The sequence below is a fragment of the Flavobacterium xueshanense genome, assembly GCF_900112975.1.
GTDB classification, from domain to species: domain Bacteria; phylum Bacteroidota; class Bacteroidia; order Flavobacteriales; family Flavobacteriaceae; genus Flavobacterium; species Flavobacterium xueshanense.
On sequence record NZ_FONQ01000017.1, the window covers coordinates 1 to 25,497 of the forward strand.

Here is a 25,497-nt window from a genome sequence, read left to right on the forward strand (position 1 = left end):
TCCATTCGAGAGAGAGGGCTTTTTAAAAGTCCTTTCTTTTGAAAAAATGTCTTTATCTCCCCCCTAAAAGTTGCATTAATTAGTTGAATCTAGTACATTAAAAGAAATGAATTTCATTTTTACATTTTTTTTAATTGCTATCATTTATTCTTTAGGAATTACTTAGGAAAAATAGTGAATTTATTGAGTGTCGGAAAATTATAAATTAGCAAAATTCAGTTTTTACATTTTTATAAAATAGTTTGTACAATCTGCTTAATTTTTTTAAATGTTTTTCTGTCAGTACTGGTATTCAAAGAAAAAATTACTTTCTAAGATTTAAAATATTTGTTTGATTGCACAATATTGAATTTTTTGGAACAACACTGAATTGAGAGCGATTCTTTTGAGGAGATAAAAAAAGTAATTGTTAAGAAAGACAAAAAATTAATATAAAATTGGCAGTAACAAACTTGGGAGGTTTTATTTTTGTAATGTAGTATTATGGCGAATAAAATTGGTCAAGTTTTTGATTTTCCACAGTACCGCAATTTATTATTAATTAAATTTTTACTATTATGACAGAAGATTACAAAATCATTGATAAAGAAGATATTGCGCTTCTTAAGTTTCCAAAAACAGATGTTTTAAGCGACGTTGACGAAATAAAAACAAGAACTGGTGAAATCAACAGAGCTTTATCACTGGGCAATTTAGAGCATTCAAAAATTAAAATTTTCTTTGAAGACGTTGAATCCAAGAAAGTTGTAGATACCACGGTTTGGGGTGTCACTGACAAAAATGTTATCTTGAAACAAGGTGTGATGATTCCAATTAACAGAATATTTAAGTTGTTTTAGGACTTATTAATTTAAATGACTCGAACTTTTTTTTGTTTTGGTACTGAATAAATTTTTTTGTGCCCATGTTGATTAGTCGGAAATTACATAATTACAAAATTACTGGTTTTAGTGGGCACAAAATTCAAATTTGAGTTTTACTACTTATTACTCGAATAAAATTATAATAGTCAATAATGAATACTACAATTCTCAAAACGCGACGATTAATTATACGACCAATCGCACTGTTGGATCTGGATTATATTCATGAATTGCATTCTTTGAAAGAAACAGATGAATTCAATACTTTAGGAATTCCATCAGAACTCGAAGAAACAAAATTACTTTTAGAAAAGTGGGTTTTTGAAAACAACAAAGAATTTGCGACCCATTTTACTTTTGCAGTCGAATTGAATACCGGAAACCAAACTATAGGATTAACAGGAATCAATTTGGGGAAGGTAAAATATAAAAATGCGGAAGTTTGGTTTAAATTCCACAAGAATCATTGGAACAAAGGATACGCTACAGAATCTTTAAAAGAAATTCTCCGTTTTGGTTTTGAAGAACTTCATCTGCATCGGATTGAGGCGGGTTGCGCGGTTGGGAATATTGGTTCTATCCATGTTTTGGAAAAAACTGGAATGATTAGAGAAGCACACACCCGAAAATTATTGCCGTTATCATCTGGCTGGTCCGATAATTACGGCTACGCTATTTTAGCAACCGATTGATATCAATAGAAAAACAAAATTTATTTTTAAAATTCTAAAATCAATTTTTTTGGGAGGATTTCGTGTGAAATCTAAAGTTTAACTGTCAATTAGTTTTATTTAACCTCTTGTGTAAAATTTTTTGAAATTACAAATTCCGAAAAAAAACATTAAAATAAACCCATAGATTCATAGAAAAAAAAGATTAGGATAGCCAAATTCTAGGGTCCACAAAGCTATGATATACTACAATATAGTGAAATGTCTTAGCATAAATTTTTAAAAACTATGGTTTTATGCGTTTAAAAAAACTTGAATTATACCAAATTAGTGATATTAAAATTAATAATCATTTCATGAAAAAAAAATGCTTAATATTGAAAAGAGAACAATTAACCCCGTTTATATTTTATCAAACAAAATGAATGTAACTATGAAATCTAAAAACCTGAAGAACTCTTTTTTAATGATTGTCTTATTTGCTGCTACCGTAACTATGGCGCAACACAAATATGTGAATACTCCGCCAGAGGTTTCACCAATGCTGATGAAACCTGAAATGACCGAGATTTGGGAACCGCAAGTGAAAGTTATTACGCCTGCTAAAATTCTTGGAAATGCACCTTCAGATGCGATAATCTTATTTGATGGTAAAAATCTGGACCAATGGGTGAACCAAAAAGATGTAAGTAAAGCTGCAGGGTGGAAAATTGTTGATAAAGATTATATGGAAGTTGTTCCGGGTACTGGCGCCATTCAAACCAAAATGGCTTTTGGAGATTGTCAGTTGCATCTGGAATGGAGTGCGCCGGATGTCGTTTTAGATGGCGGACAGGCTAGAGGAAACAGTGGTGTATTTTTTCAAAACAGATACGAGTTACAAATATTAGATTCCCACAACAACAGAACATACAGCAATGGTCAGGCGGGAAGTATCTATAAAGATCATCCGCCATTGGTAAACGCCGTGAAAACGCCATTAGAATGGAATGCTTACGACGTAATCTACACCGCACCACGTTTTACAGCACATGGAAGAATTGATGCTCCGGCAAGAATCACCGTATTTTTGAATGGTGTTTTAGTACAAAATAACACTACTATAAACGGATTGACACTTTACATCGGTTTGCACAATTATCCGTCGTCTCATGGCGATGATGTAATTTCGCTTCAGGATCATGATTCAAAAAATCAATTTAGAAATATTTGGATCAGAAAACTTTAAAAATAAAATAGACTAACGAAGCGATGAACGCTTCGTTTTTTTTGATTCCAAATCAGCATTAAGACGTTTCTGTTTTGAAATCTAATTTACTTATATTTGTTGACTTTAAAAATAAATGTGTAGTGAGTCAAATCAATAAGCTAAAAATATTCAATGATCCCATTTATGGGTTTATTACAATTCCAAATGCGTTAATTTACGATTTAGTTCAGCATCCTTATTTTCAACGTTTGCGCCGAATTTCCCAAATGGGATTGTCGTATTTAGTTTATCCCGGAGCAAATCATACTCGTTTTCATCACGCTTTAGGCTGTATGCATTTGATGCAAAAAGCTGTCGATGTGTTGCGTTTCAAAGGAGTTTCTATCTCTTCAGAGGAAGAAAATGCACTGTTCATTGCTATTTTATTGCATGATGTTGGGCATGGCCCTTTTTCGCATGCCATGGAAAAAAGTATTGTAGAAAATGTTCATCATGAAGAAATATCGTTGTTATTCATGAACCAATTAAATGTGGAATTTAACGGTCAGTTGAGTTTGGCAATTCAGGTTTTTAAAGGAGAATACTACAGAAAGTTCATGTTGCAATTGATTTCCAGTCAACTGGATATGGATCGAATGGATTATTTGAAACGTGACAGTTTTTATTCGGGGGTGGCAGAAGGAAATGTCAACTCGGAACGACTGATTCAAATGATGAATGTGGTCGACGATTATTTGGTAATTGAAGAAAAAGGAATTTATTCTGTAGAAAAGTTTCTGATGTCCAGACGCTTGATGTATTGGCAGGCATATTTGCACAAAACGAGTTTAGTGGCAGAGTTAATTTTGATGAAAATCTTAAAACGCGCCAAAGAATTAACTTTAAAAGGAATGCAATTACCGTGCAGCGAGTCGCTATTGTTTTTCATGCAAAACAAAGTCATTATTGATAGCTTTGATGCTGAAACCTTGGATTTATTTGCTCAACTGGATGATTTTGATATTATTGGAGCTTTAAAAGCTTGGCAAAAACAGGATGATTTTATTTTGTCATCTTTAAGTAAAATGATTGTTAACAGAGATTTATTGAAAATAAAATTAACTAGTGAAAAAGTAGCGATTGAAGAATTACAGCCGCTAAAAGAACGATTTGCAATGGAAAATAATATTTCATTATTAGAAACTAATTATTTTATTTTTAAAGGTAAAATAAAAAATCAAGCGTATAGTAAAGAAGCGGAACCGATACGGATTTTGAAAAAAGACAGCACAATTGAGGACGTTATAGAATCTTCTGACCAGCTGAATTTAAAATCGTTATCTAAATTAGTGACGAAGTATTATATCTGTTTCCCAAAACAACTGTTATAAAAACGTCATTTAAAATCTATTTTTTTATATTTTTGCCACAATGAAACGAGCCAAACCATTTTTTTTTAATTTAAAAAGAACTTTATACAGCGAGTTCCATCTTATATCTTTTAAAAATATAATCCGATAAGATGAAATTTACAGCAGAAGAAATAGCAGGGATTTTAGAAGGAGTAGTTGTAGGGAATCCCATGGCTGAAGTTTTTAGATTGTCAAAAATCGAAGATGGCTCTGAGGGATCACTTACTTTTTTATCAAATCCTAAATATCTCAATTATATCTATTCAACAAAAGCTTCCGTAACAATTGTTAATGAGACTTTTGAGCCAGAATCACCATTGACTACCACATTAATAAAAGTACATGATGCGTATGCGGCATTTTCAAAATTATTAGAGTTTTATAATCAGGTAAAATTGAATAAAACCGGAATAGAGCAGCCTTCTTTTCTGTCACAAAATGTGAAATACGGAGATAATTTATATCTTGGTAGTTTCAGTTATATTGGTCAGAATGTAGTTTTGGGCGAAAATGTAAAAATATATCCTAATTGTTTTGTTGGGGATAATGTGTTAATTGGGGATAATGTAATATTATTCGCTGGCGCAAAAATATATTCGGAAACGGTGATTGGTAATAATTGTACCATTCATTCCGGTGCTATTATCGGCGCTGATGGTTTTGGTTTTGCACCAAATCCGGACGGAACGTACACTAAGATTCCGCAAATAGGAAATGTAATTATTGAAGATAATGTTGATGTAGGTTCTTGTACCACGATTGACAGAGCCACAATGGGATCTACCATTATCAGAAAAGGAGTCAAGCTTGATAATCAAATTCAGATTGCTCATAATGTTGAAATAGGTGAAAATACAGTGATAGCTGCTCAAACAGGAGTTGCAGGTTCTACAAAAATTGGGAAAAACGGCATGATTGGCGGACAAGTTGGAATTTCAGGACATTTAACCATTGGTAATAATGTTCGAATCCAAGCGCAGTCCGGTGTGGGAAGAAATATAAAAGATGATGAAATCTTGCAAGGAAGCCCTACATTTGGTTACAATGATTTTAGTAAGTCGTATGTTCATTTCAAGAATTTACCGAAAATTGTTGCAGAAATAGAAGAATTAAAAAAACAAATATTAAACCAAAAAAATGGAAACAATGGTTAAACAGAAGACCATCAAAACAGAAATTTCGCTAACTGGAGTTGGATTACACACAGGAAAAGAAGTAAAAATGACTTTTAAACCTGCTCCAGTGAATAATGGTTTTACCTTTGTTAGAGTAGATCTTGAAGGACAACCTATTATTGAGGCTGATGCAAATTATGTTGTAAACACGCAAAGAGGAACCAATTTGGAGAAACTTGGCGTTAAAATTCAAACTCCCGAGCATGTTTTAGCAGCGCTGATGGGTTGTGATTTAGATAATGTGATCATCGAATTGAATGCTTCGGAACTTCCTATTATGGATGGTTCATCAAAGTATTTTGTTGAAGCACTTGAAAAAGCAGATTTTGAAGAGCAAAATGCGAAAAGAAATGTATACGTTGTTAAGGAAGTGATTTCTTTTACCGATGAAGCATCAGGAAGTGAAATTTTAGTTATGCCAAGTGATCATTATTGTGTAACCGCAATGGTTGATTTTGGTACTAAAATTCTAGGAACTCAGAATGCAAATATGAAAAGTATTGCTGATTTCAAAACTGAAATATCAAAGTCCAGGACATTTAGCTTTTTACACGAATTAGAATCTCTCTTGGAGAATGGTTTGATAAAAGGTGGCGATTTGAATAATGCGATTGTTTACGTTGATAAAGAAATTTCAGCCGCAACGATGGAGAATTTAAAAGTTGCTTTTGGAAAAGACGAAATTACGGTTAAACCAAATGGAATTTTAGACAACCTAACATTACATTATCCTAATGAAGCTGCAAGACACAAACTGCTTGATGTTGTAGGTGATTTGGCTTTAATTGGAACAAGAATTCAAGGAAAAGTAATCGCTAACAAACCAGGGCATTTTGTAAATACACAGTTTGCCAAAAAAATGGCGAAAATTATAAAAATTGAACAAAGAAATTACGTTCCTGTTTATGATTTGCACCAAGAGCCATTAATGGACATTCATAAAATTATGGCGGTACTTCCTCACAGACCTCCCTTTTTATTGATTGACAGAATCATTGAAATGTCTGAAACGCATGTTGTGGGAATGAAAAATGTTACGATGAATGAAAATTTCTTTGTGGGTCATTTTCCTGAAGCTCCAGTGATGCCAGGTGTTTTGATTGTAGAAGCCATGGCACAGACCGGTGGAATTCTGGTTTTAAGCACTGTTCCAGATCCTGAAAATTATTTGACGTATTTTATGAAAATTGACAATGTCAAATTCAAACATAAAGTGTTGCCAGGAGACACTTTAATTTTTAAATGTGATTTAATAACGCCTATCAGAAGAGGAATTTGCCACATGCAAGCAAATGCTTACGCAAATGGAAAACTAGTTGCTGAAGCGGAATTAATGGCGCAAATTGCAAAAAAACAATAGATTAGGATTGAAAACGTTACAATTGAATCGCAACAAGAATCGATTGGAGTTTTTATTCTGATAAATATAAAAATAAATAATAGCTGATGAATCAACCACTAGCCTATGTTCATCCAGGCGCCAAAATAGCCAAAAATGTTGTCATCGAGCCATTTACAACCATCCACAATAACGTAATAATTGGAGATGGAACTTGGATTGGTTCGAATGTTACGATAATGGAGGGCGCAAGAATTGGGAAAAATTGTAATATATTCCCTGGTGCGGTAATTTCAGCAGTTCCGCAGGATTTGAAATTTGGAGGAGAAGACTCTTTAGCCATAATTGGTGACAATTGTACGATCAGAGAATGCGTAACCATAAACAGAGGTACAATTGCTTCTGGACAAACAACTCTAGGTAACAATTGTTTGGTAATGGCAACAGCGCATATTGCGCACGATTGTCACATAGGTGATAATGCTATTATTGTAAATGGAGTTGCTTTGGCAGGTCATGTTACAGTTGGTAAATATGCGGTTATTGGAGGATTGGCAGCGATTCATCAATTTATTCACATTGGAGATCACGCAATGATTTCGGGCGGTTCTTTAGTAAGAAAAGATGTTCCGCCTTTCACAAAAGCAGCAAAAGAACCTTTATCTTATGTTGGAATTAATTCTGTTGGATTAAGAAGACGTGGTTTTACCACTGAAAAAATTAGAGAAATTCAAGATATTTACAGAATTCTGTATCAAAAAAATTACAATACCACTCAAGCCTTGGGTATTATTGAAGCTGAAATGGAAGCAACACCCGAAAGAGATGAAATCATTGATTTTATTCGAAATTCGTCAAGAGGCGTAATGAAAGGATATTCTGGGAACTACTAAAAATTAGAGTGGTTTTCAGTTACCAAAAAACAAAAATAGTAATAAAAAATAAACAATATAATGGCATCTACATCAGATATTAAAAACGGATTGTGTATCAAATACAACAGCGATATTTACAAAATCATTGAATTTCTTCACGTAAAACCAGGAAAAGGACCTGCTTTTGTCAGAACAAAATTGAGAAGTTTAACAAACGGAAAAGTATTAGATAACACCTTTTCGGCAGGTCATAAAATCGAAGAAGTTAGAGTAGAAAACCATAAATTTCAGTTTTTATATCCGGAGGGTGATGATTTTCATTTTATGAATACTGAAACTTTCGAACAGATTACTTTAAACAAAAACATTCTGGATTCTCCTGATTTATTAAAAGAAGGAGAAAATGTAATGGTAAGTATTAACACAGAAACTGATTTACCGCTTTCAGTAGATATGCCGGCATCAGTTATTCTTGAAGTGACTTATGCTGAACCAGGAATTAAAGGAAATACTGCTACGAATGCAACAAAATCAGCAACTGTTGAAACTGGTGCAACTGTAAATGTTCCTTTGTTTATTAATGAAGGGGACAAAATCAAAATAGATACGACTTCCGGAAATTATATGGAAAGAGTTAAGGAATAGTTTTTATTGGTTTTCAGCCTCAATGACATTTCGTGTGGGTAAAGATTGAAAACTGAGACTGAAAACTAAAAACTAAAAGAAAATGAAATTCCAAAAAGTTTACACTTTAGAAGAAATTGCAAGTATCATCGACTGTGAATATGTTGGTGATGCTAAATTTCCTGTTTCAGGAATGAATGAGATTCATGTTGTTGAATCCGGAGATATTGTTTTTGTGGATCATCCTAAATATTACGATAAAGCATTAAACTCTGCAGCAACGATTGTTTTAATTAATAAAAATGTAGCTTGTCCTGATGGAAAAGCGTTGTTGATTTCTGAAGATCCTTTTAGGGATTTTAATAAATTGACAAACTATTTCAAGCCACTTCAATTTTCAAATGTTTCAATATCTGCTTCAGCTTCCATAGGAGAAGGAACTGTAATCCAGCCAAATACATTTATTGGAAACCATGTAGTTATAGGAAAGAATTGTTTGATTCACTCTAATGTTTCCATTTATGATTATACCGTAATTGGCGATAATGTGATGATTCACGCAGGAACTATTTTGGGTGCTGATGCTTTTTATTACAAGAAACGACCTGAAGGATACGACCAATTACTTTCAGGCGGAAGAGTGGTTATTAAAGATAATGTTGGAATTGGAGCTCTTTGTACTATTGACAAGGGAGTAACTGGCGATACCACTATTGGCGAAGGCACAAAAATTGACAACCAGGTGCATGTAGGTCATGATACCGTTATTGGAAAAAAATGTTTAATCGCGTCACAAACCGGAATTGCGGGTTGTGTTATTATTGAAGATGAAGTTACTATTTGGGGACAAGTAGGAACCACGAGTGGGATAACAATAGGAGCAAAGGCTGTTATTCTTGGTCAAACGGGCGTAACAAAATCAGTAGAAGGCGGTAAATCGTATTTCGGTACTCCAATTGAAGAATCAAGAGAAAAATTGAAACAACTGGCCAATATCAAGAAGATTCCAGAAATTCTAAATAAACTAAAATAATATGTCTGCAAAAGAAATCGTTCAGAAATTTTATAAATCAGATGCCTTAATTGACAGCGAGGTTATTAAAGATTTTTTGCATCCGGAAGTAATTGTGGAATGGAACAGCAGTAAAGGCTTTGTGGAACTTAATTATGATTCGCTGGTAAATTTATCTGTTGAGTTGAGCAAAGCGTACGTTCGTTCTAAGATTCGTATTAGCCATATTTTATCTGAAAATGATTTAATTTCAGTTCGCTATTCTCATTTTGTGAAAACGATTGAGAATCCAAGAGAAGAGATGTTATTGGCACATTTTATTGTTATTTGGCAAATTAAAGACAATAAATTATTTCGAGGGTACCAAATGAGTCAATTATCATAATTTAGTGTCAAAAAACTGAACGCTGAATACTGATTACTGATTACTATTTTATACTTTTGCATAACCATTTTAAAAACTACATAAAAAATATATCATGAGTGTTTTAGTCAACAAAGATTCCAAAATAATTGTTCAAGGATTTACAGGAAGCGAAGGAACTTTCCATGCTTCTCAAATGATTGAGTACGGTACTAACGTTGTTGGTGGTGTAACTCCAGGAAAAGGGGGAACAACTCACTTAGACAGACCAGTTTTCAATACTGTAAAAGATGCTGTAGAACAAGCAGGTGCTGATACAACAATCATTTTTGTACCGCCGGCTTTTGCTGCTGACGCAATTATGGAAGCTGCAGACGCTGGAATAAAAGTAATTATTGCAATTACTGAAGGAATTCCGGTTGCTGACATGATAAAAGCAAATAGTTATGTTAAAGAGAGAAACGCTCGATTAATAGGACCTAACTGCCCAGGAATAATCACTCCGGGTGAAGCTAAAGTTGGTATCATGCCAGGTTTTGTTTTCAAAAAAGGGACTGTTGGTATTGTTTCTAAATCGGGAACATTAACGTACGAAGCAGCTGATCAAGTGGTAAAACAAGGATTAGGAATCACTACTGCAATTGGTATTGGTGGAGACCCAATCATTGGAACTACTACAAAAGAAGCGGTTGAATTATTGATGAACGACCCAGAAACAGAATGTATCGTAATGATAGGTGAAATTGGTGGACAATTAGAAGCAGATGCTGCTCATTGGATTAAAGCTGATGGTAACCGTAAACCAGTTGTAGGATTCATTGCAGGAGTTACTGCTCCAGCAGGACGTACAATGGGACATGCAGGTGCAATCGTTGGTGGATCTGACGATACTGCAGAAGCTAAAAAACAAATCATGAGAGAATGTGGAATTCACGTAGTAGATTCTCCAGCTGAAATTGGTAAAAAAGTAAAAGAAGTTTTAGGTTAATCTAAACTCAAATTAAATATTTTTAAAAGCCTCACAATTTGTGGGGCTTTTTTATTATAAATTGAATTAAAGAAATATCTTTGCACTTTATTAAATGCAACTTTTTTTTCAGATGTAATCCTAATAAGAACAAACATAAACGAATGGTTTCTAATGAGCCTCACGATTTTGTGGGGTATTTTTTTGCCGAAGCCAGTTCAAATAAAAATAAAATAATATGTACAAAGAGTTAAAAAAATTCAAAGTTACCAATCAGTTTTCATTTACTACAGAAGATAGTTTAGCAGAAGTTTGTAATGCTTCAGAAGGATCTGGAGTGTTTTTAGTTTATTCTGTTGGAGATGAAAAAGAACTGATTATGGTTGGTTCTACCGGAACTGTTCAAAATGATGGAACTTTGAAAATTAAAAATGGTGGTTTGAAAGATAAAATTGTAGAAGGACACCAATTTGCAAAAACAGGAAGAAAATATTCTTGGCCAGCACAAATGAAAATCGAAGATATCAATACTATTGAAGTGGTTTGGTATGAAACATTCAATGATAAAACTAAAGTAATCCCAACATTTGTAGAAGGACAAGTTTTACAAAACTTCCTTGACGAAAATGGAAGATTGCCAAAATGGAATGTAGCTTTTTAGTGTATTTCCAAAAAAAATAAATTTTCTATTTAAAAGCTTTACTTCAGTAAGGCTTTTTTTGTACTACAAATTTCATAAAACGCCTAAATAATCTATATTTGTATGGCAAATTAATAAATAAACTTATCATCATAAAATGAAATTACTAGAAGGAAAAGTAGCCATAATTACAGGTGCGAGTCGCGGAATTGGAAAAGGAATTGCTGAAGTTTTTGCAAAACATGGTGCAAATGTTGCATTTACTTACAGCTCCTCTGTAGAATCAGCTTTGACATTAGAAAATGAATTGAACGCTCTTGGAATTAAAGCTAGAGGATATCAATCAAATGCTGCCGATTTTAATGAAGCACAAACTTTTGTTGATGCAGTTTTAGCTGAATTTGGAACGGTTGATATTCTAATAAACAATGCTGGAATTACTAAAGACAACCTTTTGATGCGTATGTCTGAAGGCGATTTTGATCAAGTAATTGATGTCAACTTGAAATCAGTTTTTAATATGACAAAAGCTATTCAACGTACTTTCCTGAAACAACGTTCTGGCTCTATAATAAATATGAGTTCAGTTGTAGGTGTAAAAGGAAATGCAGGACAAACTAATTATGCTGCTTCTAAAGCGGGAGTTATTGGTTTTTCTAAATCTGTAGCATTGGAATTAGGATCTCGTAACATTCGTTGCAATGTAATTGCTCCAGGTTTTATAGAAACAGAAATGACAGCAAAATTAAACGAAGATGTTGTAAAAGGATGGAGAGACGGAATTCCGTTGAAACGTGGCGGAACTACTGAAGATGTTGCTAATGCGTGTCTTTTCTTTGCTTCGGACATGAGCGCGTATGTAACTGGACAGGTTATGAATGTTTGTGGAGGAATGCTTACCTAAAAAGTTAACAGTTTTCAGTAATCAGTAAGATGAGAACTGAGACTGAACACTGAAAACTGCCAAAATATGACAACAACTACCTTGCTACTATTACTTCTTTCTATATTAATAGCTGGCGGTTTGTCGTTTTTTCAATACATCTATAAAGCCAAAAACAAATCGAAAATCGGTTGGTTTTTGGCTTTTTTGCGTTTTTCATCAATTTTTGGAATTTTATTGTTGTTGATTAATCCAATAATAACCAGAAATACATTGGAAACTGTAAAAACTCCTTTACCAATTGTTGTTGATAATTCAAGTTCTATTTCGTTTTTGAATGCGAATGAGAAAACAATAGAATTGTATAAAAAAATACAATCAAATTCGGATTTACAACAGAAATTTGACGTACAATCGTATCATTTTTCAGATGATTTTGAACCAACAGAAACATTTAATTTTAAAGGAACCCAAACGAATATTGATGTTGTAGCTAAAAATCTAAAAAGCATTTATAAAAACGCAATCTATCCAACCGTTTTGATTACGGATGGAAATCAAACTTCCGGGAATGATTATGTCTATAGTTTTGATGCTGCGAATAAAACATATCCAGTGATTGTAGGTGATACAACAACTTTTTTAGATTTTAAAATCAATCAGCTGAACGTTAATAAATACGCTTTTCACAAAAATAAACTTCCTGTAGAAGCTTTTTTGCAGTATTCAGGAACTAAAAGCGTAACTGCTGATTTCATCATTTCGCAAGGAAATTCGGTATTCAGTAAACAATCTATTACCTTTTCGCCATCCAAGAAAACGGCAACAGTAAGCGTACTTTTGCCGGCTGATAAAATAGGATTGCAGGTTTTTAAAGCTACCATTGCATCGAAAGAAAAGGAAATTAATACATACAATAATACCAAAAATTTTGCGGTTGAAGTTATTGACCAAAAAACAAATATTGTTATCGTTTCTGCCATAAATCATCCTGATTTAGGTGCGCTAAAAAGAGCCATTGAATCCAATGCGCAACGAAAAGTAACAATCGTTAAACCAAATGAAGTCAAAAAATTGCAGGATTTTAATGTTTTGATATTATACCAACCAACAACCGAATTTAAAACTATTTTTGAAAATAATAAAGGTGCCGGAATCAATACGTTTATTATTACTGGAAACAACACCGATTTCAATTTTCTGAATCAGCAACAGAATAATTTGAGCTTTAAAATGAGCGGACAAAAAGAAGATTATTTGTCGGTTTTTAATGGGCAGTTTAATTTGTTTGCAGCGGACAATATCGGGTTTGAAAATTTGCCGCCTTTACAAAATGCTTTTGGAACTGTAACTACAAAAGGTGTGGTATCTGTTTTGCTTTCGTCCAAAATCAGAGCTATAGATATGAATGCGCCTTTGCTGGCTTTTACAGAAAATCAAGGCAAACGAGCCGCTTATCTTTTGGGTGAAAACAGTTGGAAATGGCGAATGCAAACACATGTCAATAATCAATCTTTTAAAAAATATGATATTTTCATGGATAAGATTATTCAATTTTTGGCTTCCAATAATTCTAAAAAATCTTTGGTGGTGGAATATGAAAGTTTTTATAATTCAGGTGAAGCCATTGAAATAACTGCGCAATATTTCAATAAAAATTATGAGTTTGATGAAAAAGCCCGTTTGACTATTGCGGTAACAAATTCCAAAACCAAGCAAACAAAAAATTACGATTTATTGAAAGGAAATAATTCCTATAAAGTTAATCTTGACGGTATGAAAGCCGGCTCGTACGCGCTTACGGTAAAAGAATTGAATTCTACAACGACGTATTCCGGTAAGTTTGAAATTCTTGATTTTGATATCGAAAAACAATTTGTCAATCCCGATGTCGAAAAATTAACACAATTAGCGACGCAAACACAAGGGAAAGCTTTTTTTCCGGATCAAGTAGATGCATTGATTAAAACGCTTTTGGAAAACGACGAATATAGAGCAGTACAAAAGAATAGTGTTACTAAAAAGCCTTTAATTGATTGGATTTGGTTATTGGTTTTAATTTCAATTTTGCTGGCAACCGAATGGTTTGTTCGAAAATACAACGGATTACTGTAATACAATTAAATAATATGGATTATAGACTGAAAGTGTTTTATACCGTTGCCAATCGTTTGAGTTTCACTAAAGCTGCAACGGAATTGTTTATCACGCAACCTGCGATTTCAAAACACATTCAGGAATTAGAGGAACAATATAAAATTAAATTATTTGATAGAAATGGTTCTAAAACCGCACTGACAAATGCTGGTGAAGTATTATTAAAACATACCAAAAACATTTTCGAAGTATATCGCGAGATTGATTTTGATATGAGCACGCTTATTAATCAACGTTCAGGATTGTTGCGATTAGGAGCCAGTACAACGATTTCTCAGTATATAATTCCACCACTTTTAGCCCGTTTCCATCAAAAATTACAAGATATAAAAGTGAATTTATTAAATGGAAATACGGAACAAATAGAAAATGCTTTATTAAAACAGGAGATTGAAATAGGTATTGTAGAAGGGCAATCAAAAAATAAGTCCATTAAATATACGGAGTTTTTAAAAGACGAATTGGTTTTAGTCTGTAAGAGTTCCAATCCATTAGTCAGTCTTGTAGAAGTGACTCAGGAGGATCTAAAAAGAATGCGTTTTTTAATGCGGGAACAAGGTTCAGGAACACTTGAAGTAATTGAACATGCCTTGAAACCATTTAAAATTAAACTATCAGAACTACAAATCGAAATGCAATTAGGCAGTACCGAAAGCATAAAATCCTATTTGATGAACTCTGATTGTGTGGCTTTTATATCCATTCATGCGGTAAAAAAAGAACTTGCAAACAATGAATTAGTTATACTAGACATTAAAGACCTGATTATAGAACGTTTCTTTTACATCATTACATTACAAGGAAAAACGGATTCTTTATCGGATTTGTTTATTCAGAATATTTACAATCATTATAATTTAAAGTTATAGCAGATTATAATTTACGATTGGCACAAATAGATTTATCTCTCCACCTTTGTACTGTAATAATTCAACAACTTTACATTGGAAACGGATCAAAAAGTAATTCAAAATGAATCATTTATTTTTTTTAAAGTAAATGCCACATTGCAGCAACTCATTTTTGTTATCTTGTTATTGTTTTGTACCACAATTTTTGTTTCCCCGCCAATTGCTTTAGTGTTGGGATTAATTGTCGCCAATCTTTTTGGACATCCTTTTTTACAATTGAATCATAAAGCCACAAATTACCTGTTGCAATTTTCAGTCGTTGGTTTAGGATTTGGAATGAATGTTCACAGTGCTGTTGCTGCAGGAAAAGAAGGCTTCTTGTTTACTGTGATTTCTATTTTTAGTACTTTGATTTTAGGAACTTTTCTTGGGAAATGGTTTAAAACCGAAAAGATAACGTCTCATTTAATTTCTTGTGGAACTGCAATTTGCGGAGGAAGTGCGATTGCAGCGATTGCTCCCATAATCAAATCCAATGAAAAACAAACCTCAATCGCCTTAGGAGTAATATTCATTCTGAATTCGGTTGCACTGTTTGTATTTCCTGCCGTAGGTCATTGGTTGGATTTATCACAAAAAGAGTTTGGATTATGGTGCGCCATTGCCATTCATGATACCAGTTCTGTGGTAGGAGCAGCCAGTAAATTTGGTCCTGAAGCATTGCAGATAGCCACTACAGTAAAATTAGCCCGTGCTTTGTGGATTATTCCTGTAGCATTGATTACTACTTTTATTTTCAAAAATAAATCGGGGAAAATAAAAATCCCTTATTTTATTGGGTTCTTGATTTTGGCTATGATTGCCAATACGTATTTGCCGCAAATAAGTAATTTTGCCCCGCATTTGATTTCAGTTGCTAAAATAGGTTTGACATTAACTTTGTTTCTAATTGGAGCCGGATTGAATAGAACTGTTTTAAAATCGGTGGGATTTAAACCGCTCGCGCAGGGAATTTTGCTTTGGACATTCATAGCAATTGCAACTTTGGTCTCAATTATTTATCTAAAATAGTTTTATGATGAAAGGTTTTTCGCTTTATAACATGAAATTGCAATCGGAGATAATCATACAAAAGGGCAAACATTAGAAAAGTGGCGGCCACAAAAAGTGTTTTCATATCCAATAAATTATAAAGAAAACCACCTGCAAAACAGCCGATAAAAAAGAACAAGATAATGGATAATCTCAGATAAATACTGGTTTTTAATTTTTTCTTCTCTTCGGGTTTTTTATAAAAAAACAATTGAGATAATTCAATACCTAAATCGGTGAAAAGCCCAGTTAAATGGGTTGTTCGGACTGTTGATTGAGAGATTTTGGTTACCAAAGAGTTTTGTATTCCCATAGCAAAAAGCATCGAAAAAGCAATCCATTTTCCATCAATGCTGGATAAGTCGGATTGTGTTCCAAAGATTCCAACACCAATCAAAACAAGCATTTCCAATGCAATAGGAATGACGTGAGATAAATTGGGATGTTTTTTGGAAATTAATTCCGCTAAAAAATTAGAAATAAAAGCACCAAACAAAAAGAAAATAGTGAATACAAAAAAGGTAATTGCGGCTGCATAATCCCGTTTCATGATTTCTTCCGCGAAATAGGCGAAATGTCCCGTAACATTGGTAGTTAATGTTTGAATAGACAAAACACCCGTAACATTTACAATTCCAGCAACAAAAGATAATAAAGTGGCCAAACGAAGATTGTGAATAAAAGTTCTGTTTTTTCCTTGATGTCGAAACATATTTGTAGTTTTCTTTTTTAATTAACAGAATCTTAAACCCTATTTTTTTTAATAACGATTTAAAGAAATACATTTGTACTTCAAAAAAATAAATTTAATGAAAAATTTTAAAATTAGACCTACGCTTATTACTTTATCTGTTCTTGGAGTTGCTATTTTTCTTTTGTCATGGGGCGTTATTGGTCATGAACGAATCAACAAAGCCGCAGTAATGGCACTTCCAAAACCATTACAGACATTTTTTTACAATCACATTGATTTTATCACGCAAGGATCTACCGTTCCGGATTTGAGAAGAAATGTTTTGAATGATAAAGCGGAGCCGCCACGTCATTATTTTGACATGGAGAATTTTGGTGCAGTGGAAACTTTTCCTAAAACAATGCAAGAAGCGAACCTAAAATATGACGAGAAATTTTTGACTAAAAACGGAATTTTACCTTGGTACATTCAGGATATGATGGTCAAATTGACTAAAGCTTTCAAGGACAAAAGAAAGAATGAAATATTATTCATCGCAGCTGATTTAGGACATTACATTGCTGATGCGCACATGCCATTGCATACTTCGGATAATCATGATGGACAAAATACTAATCAAAAAGGAATTCATTCTTTATGGGAAAGCCGTTTGCCGGAATTGTTTGCCAAAGATTATAAGCTCAATGTACCGCAAGGAAAATATCTAGAGAATGTGGAGAAAGCAACTTGGGATATGATTTTTGACACCCACAGTTTAGTAAAACCTTTGTTAGATACTGATAAAAAATTAAGAACTGCAACTGCTGAAAACAAAATGTATGTAACGGATGCAGCTGGAAATGTTGTGAAAAACAAATACGGCGGAACGTTATATTCTGATGGATATGCTGCTAAATTACACACGGATTTGAATGGAATGGTCGAACAACAAATGAAAAAAGCCATTACTGCTACTGCAAGTTTTTGGTATACAGCTTGGGTAAATGCAGGAAAACCGGATTTAAGTAATCTTGATGCTACTGAACTTACAAAGCGCAATAGCAAAACTTTAAAAAAGGATTTAAAAACTTTTGAAAAAGGGAATCTTTTTGGTTTGACAAACGAAAAAGAATAACGTTATATTTCCAATTAAAAAACGGGTAAGACATTAGTTTCACCCGTTTTTTTATGCTAATTAATTTTTTGATAGTTCTTTTTCTTCAATATATCCGATGCCGTTTGATAGTAAGAAATGGTTTCGTTAACTAAATCAGTTCTTTCTTTTTTGAGCGGTATTTGATCATAAAATATTTGAAAATCAGGAGCTACTTTTTGGTTGGCTTTTAAAGTCAATTGAAACTGTTTTACGGTTTGTTTTGGTGAGATAATCGTCAAAACATTGTCTTTAATCAATCCTAGATCCTGATAGGTGGCAATCAAAGCTCGTGGTTTATAGTCTTGTTTTAGAACATCCTGTCCATAAAATTTACTTTGGTAATCAAAATTCAGCAAACCGAATAGAGTTGGCATTACATCAATTTGCGACATCAGATTGGTGTATTTTCTTGGTTCAACAAAACCTGGACTGTAAATGATTGCCGGAATTCTATATTTATCAGCTGGAAGTTCTGTTTTTCCTGCACTGGAGGCACAATGATCGGCTAGAATTACAAAAACGGTATTGGTAAACCAAGGCTGTTTTTTGGCCTTTTCAAAGAATTTTTTCATTGCATAATCCGTGTACTTTACACCACCATCACGTGATTTTGCATCACCGGGAATGTCAATTTTTCCATTGGGATACGTAAATGGTCTGTGATTGCTCACGGTCATAATGTGGTTGAAGAACGGCTTATTTGCTGTTGCTTCTTTATTCATTTCTTTAATGGCTTTGTTATACATATCTTCATCACATACACCCCAAATATTAGCGAAAGTTATTTCATTGGGTTCAAATGTTTTTTTATCTACAATTTCATATCCATTTCCTGAAAAGAAATTTCCCATATTATCAAAAAAGGAATCGCCGCCGTACATGAATTTTACAGCATAGCCTTTTTGCTTAAAGATGCTTCCGGTAGAGAATTTGTTTTTATTGTCTTCTCGTTTTACCACACTTTCACCAGCTGTGGGAGGAAAGCATAAAGTAACGGCTTCAAGACCGCGAACCGTTCTGTTTCCCACGGCATAAAGGTTGGTGAAAACTAAACTTTTGGTTGCTAAACTGTCAAGAAATGTAGTGATATTTTTCTCGTTTCCATACATTTTCATAAATTCTGCGCTGTAACTTTCAATAGTAATCAAAACCACATTTTTGCGATTTTCGGCAGCTTCATTTTTTATTTCTCTCAAAGTTGTTTCTCCTGAAATGTTAGGGATTTGTTGTTTTAATTGAGCGAAAGCTTGATTATTAGGGACTGTTTTATAGAATTTAAAATAATCCAATTCACTTTTCATAAATGCCACATAGAATTTATACAGACCGTTGGCCTGTAATTCATTGGCAAATATATTTTGAGAATTTTCTTTGACAGATAAAGCGGGAATTGCCAACAATGATAATCCGAAAAGCAGCAGGTAAATTCCGGAAATTTTGATTTTTTGCACAAAAACAGGAATACTTTCAATGTAATTTTTTGATTTTTTTACAATAAAATAAGTTACAAATCCTGCAATAATAAATAGCGCTGAAAACAACGGAATAACAGGATAGGATTCCATGATATTTCCGATAACTTCATTAGTGTAAACCAAATAATTTACTGCGATAAAATTATATCTCACCCCAAATTCATTCCAAAAGAAATACTCGCTGATTGCGTTTTGGAGAATTAAAATTACGTAGAGGAAAATGACGAAGGAAAATAACCAAAGTCTGATTTGGTTTCTATATTTTGGTAAGAAAAGTAACAGTCCAAACAATATTGTTTTTATCGAAATAAAGACAATTACAATTTTTGGTAGAGCACTACCATATTCGTTGAGTACCGTGTTTCCAAATGAAACGTAAAGTATCAAGGCTATTAATAATCCAAAAATTGGATATCCGTATGGTTTGTAATATTTTGCATTGGATATGAAAATAAGATACAACCACAAAAATCCACTGACTAAAACAAAAATAAAAATATCAGAAATCAACCCTAAAACAAATAGGGACAGTGTGTCAAACCAAATAAATGATGTCTGTGTTATGGGATGAAAGAAAAGAATAACTCTTACAATAAAACTTACACTAATATAAAACAGTAGTAGATAATAAAATGGATTGACTTTTTGTGACAATTTCATAATGATAAATTTAAAAACAAAAGTATAAATAATTTTTATTGTTATTTTTTAAGAATTGCTTAATATTTTATCAAAATTAATATTAGCTTAAAATCAAATTTAGTAAGGTTTGGTTTAGAATAAAAGAGATAAATTTACTCCAAAATTTAAAATAGTTTTACAATGAAAAAAAATGTAATGATTTTGTTTCTTTTCATAGGAACATTAAGCTACTCTCAAAATTGGAAGACGAATTTTGAAGAGGCAAAAGCACAGTCAATTTCAGAAAACAAAAACATTCTACTCGTGTTTTCGGGATCAGACTGGTGTGCACCTTGTATTAAATTAGAAAATACGATTTGGAAATCAGAAGATTTTAAAAAAGAATCAGAACAGAAATGGGTAATATTCAAAGCTGATTTTCCAAAGAAGAAAGCAAATTTATTATCAGCAGAACTAACTGTCAGCAATAAAAAATTAGCAGACCAATATAACAAATCCGGAAATTTTCCTTTAGTGCTATTGCTGGATAAAACAGGAAGCGTTTTAGGAATTACTGGTTACAAAAACATAACTCCGCAAGAATACATACAAATCATTCATTCCTTTGAGAAATAATGAAAAAAATACTCTTAATAGGTTTTTTATTCACAACAGTATTAGCAACTTCTCAAATTACGCACAAGAGAAATTTGTTTATGTTAGGAAGTCCTTTTGAGGTTACTGCTGTTGCAAATGACACTATTAAAGCCAACGAATATATTGATTTGGCTGTAGCCGAAGTAAAGCGAATTGAAAATTTAATTTCCGATTGGATTCCAACTACACAAATTTCAGAAATTAACCGCAATGCAGGAATAAAACCGGTAAAAGTCGATACCGAAGTTTTTGAATTGGTCGAAAGATCCATAAAAATTTCTCAAATAACCAATGGCGCATTTGATATTTCGTATGCGTCGATGGACAAAATATGGAAGTTTGATGGTTCGATGAAAGAAATGCCAACCGAAGAAGCCATAAAAAAATCAGTGGCAAAAATTGGATATAAAAACATAATTCTAAACCCAAAAGAACAAACTGTTTTTCTAAAATTAGAAGGAATGAAATTAGGTTTGGGCGGTATTGGACAAGGTTATATTGCTGATAAAGTGAAAGATCTATTGTTTTCGAAAGGGTGTCTTTCAGGGATTATAAATGTTTCAGGCGATATTAATGTTTGGGGAAAACAACCGGATGGAAAACCTTGGACAGTAGGAATTGTAAACCCTTTGAATAAAAATAAAATTTTCGCCACTTTTCCAATAGAAGATAGCGCCGTGGAAACTTCAGGCAGTTATGAAAAATATGTGAATTTCAACGGAATACGCTATTCTCACATTATTGATCCCAGAACAGGTTATCCGGCTAGCGGCATTGTCAGTGTTTCTGTTTTTGCCAAACAGACGGAAATCGCCGATGCTATGGCAACGGGAATTTTTGTGCTTGGAGTAGAAGTAGGGTTGGATCTTGTCAATCAAATTAAAGGCCTTGAATGCATTATTGTTGATGATAAAGGCAAAATCCATTCTTCAAATGGAATTGACATAAAAAAATATAATTAATAAAAAAATATAGTCATGAAACAGAAAGTAGCCTTTGTTTTTTTTATGTTACTCGTTTTACAATCGTGCAGTTCCGTAAAAGAATATGAAAAAGAGAAAATAAATGATCCTGACATGAAGCTTTCAGCACGAACGGCGGAACGTTATGAAACGTCTTTTCAAATATATCGTGAAGCTGCTGCAGGAGCCAATGGTGGAAAATCGGGAGGTGGTTGCGGTTGCAATTAGTCAAAAACATTAATCCAGATTGTAAATTTCAATCCAGTAAAAAATGAAAATAAAAATTTTATCTCTTTTTATCTTAATTACGGTAACTGCTTTTTCTCAAGAAAATAGTAAAGAACCCGTTTTCAAAAAAAGGGTGTTAGAAAGTACGGAAGTTGACTTTTTAGCCAGTTATTACAATCAAGACGGATCAAAATCAGCCGTTTCTGGTGGAATTGGTTCGGAGAAACTTACCGATGTTGCCTCCAATATTGTAGTGGCAATGCCTTTGAATGATGATGATGTTTTGACTATTGATTTAGGAATATCGGCCTATTCATCAGCTTCTTCTAGTAATATAAATCCATTTAATTCCACTGGCGCTTCTGGCGGCGCAGAAAATGGTAATGATGGTAAAATAACAGGAAATAAAGCAGTGGCCTCCGGACCTTATGGAACGCCTTGGCAAGCTTCATCCGGTGCTTCAAAAAGTGATCAATTGGTTTCTGTTATGGCTAATTACAGTCACAGCAGCGACTCTAGAAATTTTATATGGAATGCAGATGTTTCTTTTTCGAATGAATATGATTACACTTCTGTTGGTTTTGGTGGAGGAATTGCAAGTCTCTTCAATGAAAAAAACACGGAACTGAGCTTGAAAGTAAATGCGTATTTGGACCAGTGGAGACCTATTTATCCTACTGAATTGCATGAATATTCAAAATATGGTTCTAATTTTTTAAATCAAGGCTATTTTAGCGGGGTATCGGTTTTGGATCAAAACGGTATATCCACAACAAATTATTTGCCGTCAGCGTTTCAAACAGTAAATGCGGTTAACCGAAATTCTTTCTCGGCTTCGGTAGGGTTTTCTCAGGTATTGACCAAGAAATTACAAGTTTCCTTTTTCTTTGATGTATTGCAACAGCAAGGATTATTATCGTCTCCTTATCACCGAATTTATTTTGCTGACAAAGCCAATTTTTACATTGGACAACCGGAATATATTAGCAATTACGAAAGTACAAGCAACGCCGGAGTCTACAAATTAGCGGACGATATCGAAAGATTGCCGGATTCTCGTTTTAAAATTCCGGTGGGAGCGCGTTTGAATTATTACTTCAGTGACCGATTTATATTACGAACCTATTATCGTTTTTATTCTGATAACTGGGATATTCAATCTCATACCGCCAGTTTTGAGCTTCCTGTGAAAGTATCGGATAAGTTTACTGTTTTTCCTATGTATCGCTATTACTCACAAATTGCTTCAAAATATTTTGCGCCTTATGAAACGCATTTGTCATCAGAAAAGTTTTACACTTCTGATGCTGATTTAGCAACATTTGATGCGAATCAATATGGTTTTGGTGTAAATTATACCGATATTTTTACTGCGGGTAAAATTTGGAAATTTGGTTTGAAAAATATTGATTTTAGATTCAATCATTACAAACGAAGCGATAATCTGAATGCAAATATTGCTACAATTGCGTTCAAATTTGTAATGCAATAAAACCTAAATTTACAAAAACGATAAAAATGCATATACTAATTGTAGAAGATGAAGCAGGAATTATTCAATTTCTGCAACAAGGATTAGAAGAAGAAGGGTATACAATCACGAGTGCTTCTGATGGTTTGAAAGGATTTGAGTTGACTCAAAAGCATAATTTTGATCTGATTTTATTGGATTGGATGTTGCCAAAAATCACCGGATTAGAACTTTGTAAATCCATTCGATTAAAAAACACTACGACTCCAATCATTTTTTTAACAGCAAAAGATACCGTTCAGGAAACAATTGAAGGTTTGAAAGCAGGTGCCAATGATTATATCAAGAAACCCTTTAGTTTTGATGAATTAGTGGAGCGCATCAAAATTCATTTCAGGAACCAAAATGACGACGAAGTGATGACTCTTGGCACCATCAAAATTGATACAAAACAACATCGTGTTTTAGTAAATGAAATTCAAGTGGCATTGACCCAACGTGAATTTGAACTGTTGACTTATTTGGTAAAAAACAAAGGTAAAGTTTGCACCAGAACTCAGATTATAGAAGATGTTTGGGATATTCATTTTGAATATGACACTGGCGTAATTGATGTTTTTATGAATGCAATTCGTAAAAAATTAAATTTAAAAATTGAACAAGACTACATAAAAACAGTTCGTGGTGTAGGTTATATCGCTAATGACTAGATGAAGATGCAACAACTTTCCTTTAAAAATAGAATCGCTTTCAATTATATTGTTACCACAGCTTTATTGATTTTTGTGGTTTTCTTTATCATCTTTTCTATTGTTAAATTTAGTGTCTACAGCCATGTCAATAACGACATTACAAGTGAAGTTGAGAAACATTTCACTGAAATTGAAATTGTAGGCAACAGTTTTCATTTGATTCATAGGGAGGAATGGAAGGAACGGGAGCACAATACCTTGGACGTAAATCCGGTGTTTATTCAGTTTATAGATCAAAATAGCAATGTAATTGAAAAATCGCCCAATCTAAAACGATCTACTTTAACTTTTAACAAAGAGAATGCAGATAATAAACTCTTTGATACCAAATTAGTCAATAACGCAATTCGTCAAATTCAGGTTCCCATTTATCAAAAAACAAAAATTATTGGCTACATAATAATTGCCATGTCACTGCAAGATGCTACGATGGTGCTTGATAATATATTTGAAGTGTTGATTGTTGCCTATCCCGTAATTCTTATTTTGCTGTTTTTTATCGCTCGATTTATAGCTGGAAGGAGCATAAAACCGATTAGTTCCATTATCACAACTTCTAATATTATTACCAAAGATAATCTGACTTCCCGAATTCCGTTACCTCAAAACCGTGACGAATTGTTTGTTTTATCTCAAACCATCAACAATTTATTAGACCGAATAGAAACTGCCGTTGAACGAGAAAAGCAGTTCACTTCGGATGCTTCTCATGAATTAAGAACTCCATTAACTGTGATCAAAGGAACTTTGGAAGTTTTGATTCGGAAACCCAGAGGTCACGAAGAATATGAAGAAAAAATAAACTTTTGTATAACAGAAGTTAATCGATTGAATCATTTAGTGGATCAATTGCTTTTATTAGCTCGATTTGAAAACCAAAAGCAAACCTTAAAAACGGAGAAAGTATATCTGAATGCATTATTTTTAGATACAATTGCTCGATATTCTACGGTGATACAATCAAAAAAAATTAATGTTTCGACTGAATTCCTTAAAGATTATTACTTGGAAACCGATAATTATTTATTTTCGATAGTAATTAATAATCTAATATCAAATGCGTTAAAATATTCGAATCAAAATGGAAATTTGGTTGTCACCATAAAATCTATCGGTTCTAAAATTGAATGTCAGATCACTGATTCCGGAATTGGAATACCAGCTGAGGACTTAGAAAAAATATTCAACCAGTTTTATCGTTCAAAATCTAGTAATCATCCAGAAATTAAAGGAACAGGATTAGGATTGTCTATCGTAAAAAGATTGTGTTCCTTGCTCAACATTGATATTGCAATTACCAGTCAGGAACATAGCGGAACTACCGTAATTTTAAGATTATATGAAGCAGACCTTAAGTAGTTCTTAAGGGAATAGTTATCTTTAAACTT

Annotated in this window: 25 protein-coding genes; 23 read left to right on the plus strand and 2 right to left on the minus strand. The window is 33.2% G+C overall.

Annotated features, from left to right (window positions below):
* The first annotated feature begins 557 nt into the window (after positions 1 to 557).
* The 16 genes from BMZ76_RS13380 to BMZ76_RS13455 all read left to right on the plus strand — a co-directional run bounded on the left by BMZ76_RS13380 (position 558) and on the right by BMZ76_RS13455 (position 16,093).
* On the plus strand, positions 558 to 839 hold the full coding sequence (locus tag BMZ76_RS13380) for a hypothetical protein (RefSeq protein WP_091207736.1): 282 nt from the start codon (positions 558 to 560) through the stop codon (positions 837 to 839).
* A 176-nt stretch (positions 840 to 1,015) separates the two neighbouring features.
* Positions 1,016 to 1,555 (plus strand): GNAT family N-acetyltransferase, encoded by a 540-nt coding sequence (locus BMZ76_RS13385; protein ID WP_091207740.1) that lies wholly within the window; start codon positions 1,016 to 1,018, stop codon positions 1,553 to 1,555.
* 412 nt (positions 1,556 to 1,967) lie between these two features.
* Positions 1,968 to 2,762 (plus strand): 3-keto-disaccharide hydrolase, encoded by a 795-nt coding sequence (locus BMZ76_RS13390; RefSeq protein ID WP_091207978.1) that lies wholly within the window; start codon positions 1,968 to 1,970, stop codon positions 2,760 to 2,762.
* Positions 2,763 to 2,884: 122 nt separating this feature from the next.
* Positions 2,885 to 4,114, plus strand: a complete 1,230-nt coding sequence (locus BMZ76_RS13395; protein ID WP_091207745.1) for an HD domain-containing protein — start codon at positions 2,885 to 2,887, stop codon at positions 4,112 to 4,114.
* 131 nt (positions 4,115 to 4,245) lie between these two features.
* The gene (lpxD, locus tag BMZ76_RS13400; RefSeq protein WP_091207749.1) at positions 4,246 to 5,289 is read left to right on the plus strand and encodes a UDP-3-O-(3-hydroxymyristoyl)glucosamine N-acyltransferase; all 1,044 of its coding nucleotides are present in this window, start codon (positions 4,246 to 4,248) and stop codon (positions 5,287 to 5,289) included.
* Positions 5,282 to 6,670, plus strand: a complete 1,389-nt coding sequence (locus BMZ76_RS13405; protein WP_091207982.1) for a bifunctional UDP-3-O-[3-hydroxymyristoyl] N-acetylglucosamine deacetylase/3-hydroxyacyl-ACP dehydratase — start codon at positions 5,282 to 5,284, stop codon at positions 6,668 to 6,670. The genes lpxD and BMZ76_RS13405 overlap by 8 nt, the downstream gene beginning before the upstream one ends.
* Positions 6,671 to 6,756: 86 nt before the next feature.
* On the plus strand, positions 6,757 to 7,542 hold the full coding sequence (gene lpxA / locus BMZ76_RS13410; protein ID WP_091207753.1) for an acyl-ACP--UDP-N-acetylglucosamine O-acyltransferase: 786 nt from the start codon (positions 6,757 to 6,759) through the stop codon (positions 7,540 to 7,542).
* Positions 7,543 to 7,602: 60 nt separating this feature from the next.
* Complete coding sequence (gene efp / locus BMZ76_RS13415; protein ID WP_091207756.1) at positions 7,603 to 8,169, plus strand: elongation factor P; 567 nt, start codon at positions 7,603 to 7,605, stop codon at positions 8,167 to 8,169.
* A gap of 82 nt (positions 8,170 to 8,251) precedes the next feature.
* A complete protein-coding gene (locus tag BMZ76_RS13420; RefSeq protein ID WP_091207764.1) occupies positions 8,252 to 9,181 on the plus strand; it encodes a UDP-3-O-(3-hydroxymyristoyl)glucosamine N-acyltransferase in 930 nt (309 codons plus the stop codon).
* Position 9,182: 1 nt separating this feature from the next.
* Positions 9,183 to 9,545, plus strand: a complete 363-nt coding sequence (locus BMZ76_RS13425; protein ID WP_091207771.1) for a hypothetical protein — start codon at positions 9,183 to 9,185, stop codon at positions 9,543 to 9,545.
* Between the two features lie 94 nt (positions 9,546 to 9,639).
* On the plus strand, positions 9,640 to 10,512 hold the full coding sequence (gene sucD, locus BMZ76_RS13430) for a succinate--CoA ligase subunit alpha (protein WP_091207776.1): 873 nt from the start codon (positions 9,640 to 9,642) through the stop codon (positions 10,510 to 10,512).
* Between the two features lie 217 nt (positions 10,513 to 10,729).
* Positions 10,730 to 11,152: a hypothetical protein gene (locus BMZ76_RS13435; RefSeq protein ID WP_091207780.1), complete on the plus strand. Its 423-nt coding sequence runs from the start codon at positions 10,730 to 10,732 to the stop codon at positions 11,150 to 11,152.
* Positions 11,153 to 11,288: 136 nt separating this feature from the next.
* Positions 11,289 to 12,035: a 3-oxoacyl-[acyl-carrier-protein] reductase gene (gene fabG, locus BMZ76_RS13440; protein WP_091207784.1), complete on the plus strand. Its 747-nt coding sequence runs from the start codon at positions 11,289 to 11,291 to the stop codon at positions 12,033 to 12,035.
* A gap of 66 nt (positions 12,036 to 12,101) precedes the next feature.
* Positions 12,102 to 14,129: a hypothetical protein gene (locus BMZ76_RS13445; RefSeq protein WP_091207787.1), complete on the plus strand. Its 2,028-nt coding sequence runs from the start codon at positions 12,102 to 12,104 to the stop codon at positions 14,127 to 14,129.
* 14 nt (positions 14,130 to 14,143) lie between these two features.
* A complete protein-coding gene (locus BMZ76_RS13450) occupies positions 14,144 to 15,040 on the plus strand; it encodes a LysR family transcriptional regulator (protein WP_091207985.1) in 897 nt (298 codons plus the stop codon).
* Positions 15,041 to 15,115: 75 nt separating this feature from the next.
* Entirely contained in the window at positions 15,116 to 16,093 is a 978-nt protein-coding gene (locus BMZ76_RS13455) for a YeiH family protein (protein WP_244281821.1), read from the plus strand.
* Here the strand turns inward: BMZ76_RS13455 and BMZ76_RS13460 are convergent.
* The gene (locus BMZ76_RS13460) at positions 16,077 to 16,826 is read right to left on the minus strand and encodes a YoaK family protein (RefSeq protein ID WP_091207791.1); all 750 of its coding nucleotides are present in this window, start codon (positions 16,824 to 16,826) and stop codon (positions 16,077 to 16,079) included. The genes BMZ76_RS13455 and BMZ76_RS13460 overlap by 17 nt on opposite strands.
* Before the next feature lie 97 nt (positions 16,827 to 16,923).
* Between BMZ76_RS13460 and BMZ76_RS13465 the strand changes: the two genes are divergently transcribed.
* The gene (locus BMZ76_RS13465) at positions 16,924 to 17,922 is read left to right on the plus strand and encodes a zinc dependent phospholipase C family protein (RefSeq protein WP_091207796.1); all 999 of its coding nucleotides are present in this window, start codon (positions 16,924 to 16,926) and stop codon (positions 17,920 to 17,922) included.
* A gap of 56 nt (positions 17,923 to 17,978) precedes the next feature.
* Here BMZ76_RS13465 and BMZ76_RS13470 read toward each other — a convergent pair whose 3' ends face one another.
* Positions 17,979 to 20,078 carry an LTA synthase family protein gene (locus BMZ76_RS13470; RefSeq protein WP_091207800.1) on the minus strand — a complete coding sequence of 700 codons (2,100 nt, stop codon included), beginning with the start codon at positions 20,076 to 20,078 and terminating at the stop codon, positions 17,979 to 17,981.
* A 162-nt stretch (positions 20,079 to 20,240) separates the two neighbouring features.
* Between BMZ76_RS13470 and BMZ76_RS13475 the strand changes: the two genes are divergently transcribed.
* Genes BMZ76_RS13475 through BMZ76_RS13500 form a run of 6 tightly spaced genes read left to right on the plus strand, consistent with a single transcriptional unit; the run spans position 20,241 to position 25,468 of the window.
* Positions 20,241 to 20,675, plus strand: a complete 435-nt coding sequence (locus BMZ76_RS13475; protein WP_091207804.1) for a thioredoxin family protein — start codon at positions 20,241 to 20,243, stop codon at positions 20,673 to 20,675.
* Entirely contained in the window at positions 20,675 to 21,658 is a 984-nt protein-coding gene (locus BMZ76_RS13480) for an FAD:protein FMN transferase (RefSeq protein WP_091207809.1), read from the plus strand. The genes BMZ76_RS13475 and BMZ76_RS13480 overlap by 1 nt, the downstream gene beginning before the upstream one ends.
* Before the next feature lie 15 nt (positions 21,659 to 21,673).
* Positions 21,674 to 21,886: a DUF4266 domain-containing protein gene (locus tag BMZ76_RS13485; protein ID WP_091207812.1), complete on the plus strand. Its 213-nt coding sequence runs from the start codon at positions 21,674 to 21,676 to the stop codon at positions 21,884 to 21,886.
* A gap of 43 nt (positions 21,887 to 21,929) precedes the next feature.
* The gene (locus BMZ76_RS13490) at positions 21,930 to 23,378 is read left to right on the plus strand and encodes a DUF3570 domain-containing protein (RefSeq protein ID WP_091207817.1); all 1,449 of its coding nucleotides are present in this window, start codon (positions 21,930 to 21,932) and stop codon (positions 23,376 to 23,378) included.
* Positions 23,379 to 23,404: 26 nt separating this feature from the next.
* Positions 23,405 to 24,067: a response regulator transcription factor gene (locus BMZ76_RS13495; protein ID WP_091207821.1), complete on the plus strand. Its 663-nt coding sequence runs from the start codon at positions 23,405 to 23,407 to the stop codon at positions 24,065 to 24,067.
* 6 nt (positions 24,068 to 24,073) lie between these two features.
* On the plus strand, positions 24,074 to 25,468 hold the full coding sequence (locus tag BMZ76_RS13500) for a HAMP domain-containing sensor histidine kinase (protein ID WP_091207992.1): 1,395 nt from the start codon (positions 24,074 to 24,076) through the stop codon (positions 25,466 to 25,468).
* Positions 25,469 to 25,497: the final 29 nt, after the last annotated feature.

Bases quoted from the DNA above. Each gene is read 5' to 3' on its own strand.
- BMZ76_RS13405 (WP_091207982.1), top strand. From the start codon at position 5,282: ATGGTTAAACAGAAGACCATCAAAACAGAAATTTCGCTAACTGGAGTT.
- BMZ76_RS13495 (WP_091207821.1), top strand. From the start codon at position 23,405: ATGCATATACTAATTGTAGAAGATGAAGCAGGAATTATTCAATTTCTG.
- BMZ76_RS13420 (WP_091207764.1), top strand. From the start codon at position 8,252: ATGAAATTCCAAAAAGTTTACACTTTAGAAGAAATTGCAAGTATCATC.
- BMZ76_RS13435 (WP_091207780.1), top strand. From the start codon at position 10,730: ATGTACAAAGAGTTAAAAAAATTCAAAGTTACCAATCAGTTTTCATTT.
- BMZ76_RS13450 (WP_091207985.1), top strand. From the start codon at position 14,144: ATGGATTATAGACTGAAAGTGTTTTATACCGTTGCCAATCGTTTGAGT.
- BMZ76_RS13490 (WP_091207817.1), top strand. From the start codon at position 21,930: ATGAAAATAAAAATTTTATCTCTTTTTATCTTAATTACGGTAACTGCT.
- lpxA (WP_091207753.1), top strand. From the start codon at position 6,757: ATGAATCAACCACTAGCCTATGTTCATCCAGGCGCCAAAATAGCCAAA.
- BMZ76_RS13465 (WP_091207796.1), top strand. From the start codon at position 16,924: ATGAAAAATTTTAAAATTAGACCTACGCTTATTACTTTATCTGTTCTT.
- BMZ76_RS13480 (WP_091207809.1), top strand. From the start codon at position 20,675: ATGAAAAAAATACTCTTAATAGGTTTTTTATTCACAACAGTATTAGCA.
- lpxD (WP_091207749.1), top strand. From the start codon at position 4,246: ATGAAATTTACAGCAGAAGAAATAGCAGGGATTTTAGAAGGAGTAGTT.
- BMZ76_RS13475 (WP_091207804.1), top strand. From the start codon at position 20,241: ATGAAAAAAAATGTAATGATTTTGTTTCTTTTCATAGGAACATTAAGC.
- BMZ76_RS13500 (WP_091207992.1), top strand. From the start codon at position 24,074: ATGCAACAACTTTCCTTTAAAAATAGAATCGCTTTCAATTATATTGTT.
- BMZ76_RS13485 (WP_091207812.1), top strand. From the start codon at position 21,674: ATGAAACAGAAAGTAGCCTTTGTTTTTTTTATGTTACTCGTTTTACAA.
- BMZ76_RS13425 (WP_091207771.1), top strand. From the start codon at position 9,183: ATGTCTGCAAAAGAAATCGTTCAGAAATTTTATAAATCAGATGCCTTA.
- BMZ76_RS13460 (WP_091207791.1), bottom strand. From the start codon at position 16,826: ATGTTTCGACATCAAGGAAAAAACAGAACTTTTATTCACAATCTTCGT.
- sucD (WP_091207776.1), top strand. From the start codon at position 9,640: ATGAGTGTTTTAGTCAACAAAGATTCCAAAATAATTGTTCAAGGATTT.
- BMZ76_RS13390 (WP_091207978.1), top strand. From the start codon at position 1,968: ATGAAATCTAAAAACCTGAAGAACTCTTTTTTAATGATTGTCTTATTT.
- fabG (WP_091207784.1), top strand. From the start codon at position 11,289: ATGAAATTACTAGAAGGAAAAGTAGCCATAATTACAGGTGCGAGTCGC.
- efp (WP_091207756.1), top strand. From the start codon at position 7,603: ATGGCATCTACATCAGATATTAAAAACGGATTGTGTATCAAATACAAC.
- BMZ76_RS13385 (WP_091207740.1), top strand. From the start codon at position 1,016: ATGAATACTACAATTCTCAAAACGCGACGATTAATTATACGACCAATC.
- BMZ76_RS13445 (WP_091207787.1), top strand. From the start codon at position 12,102: ATGACAACAACTACCTTGCTACTATTACTTCTTTCTATATTAATAGCT.
- BMZ76_RS13470 (WP_091207800.1), bottom strand. From the start codon at position 20,078: ATGAAATTGTCACAAAAAGTCAATCCATTTTATTATCTACTACTGTTT.
- BMZ76_RS13380 (WP_091207736.1), top strand. From the start codon at position 558: ATGACAGAAGATTACAAAATCATTGATAAAGAAGATATTGCGCTTCTT.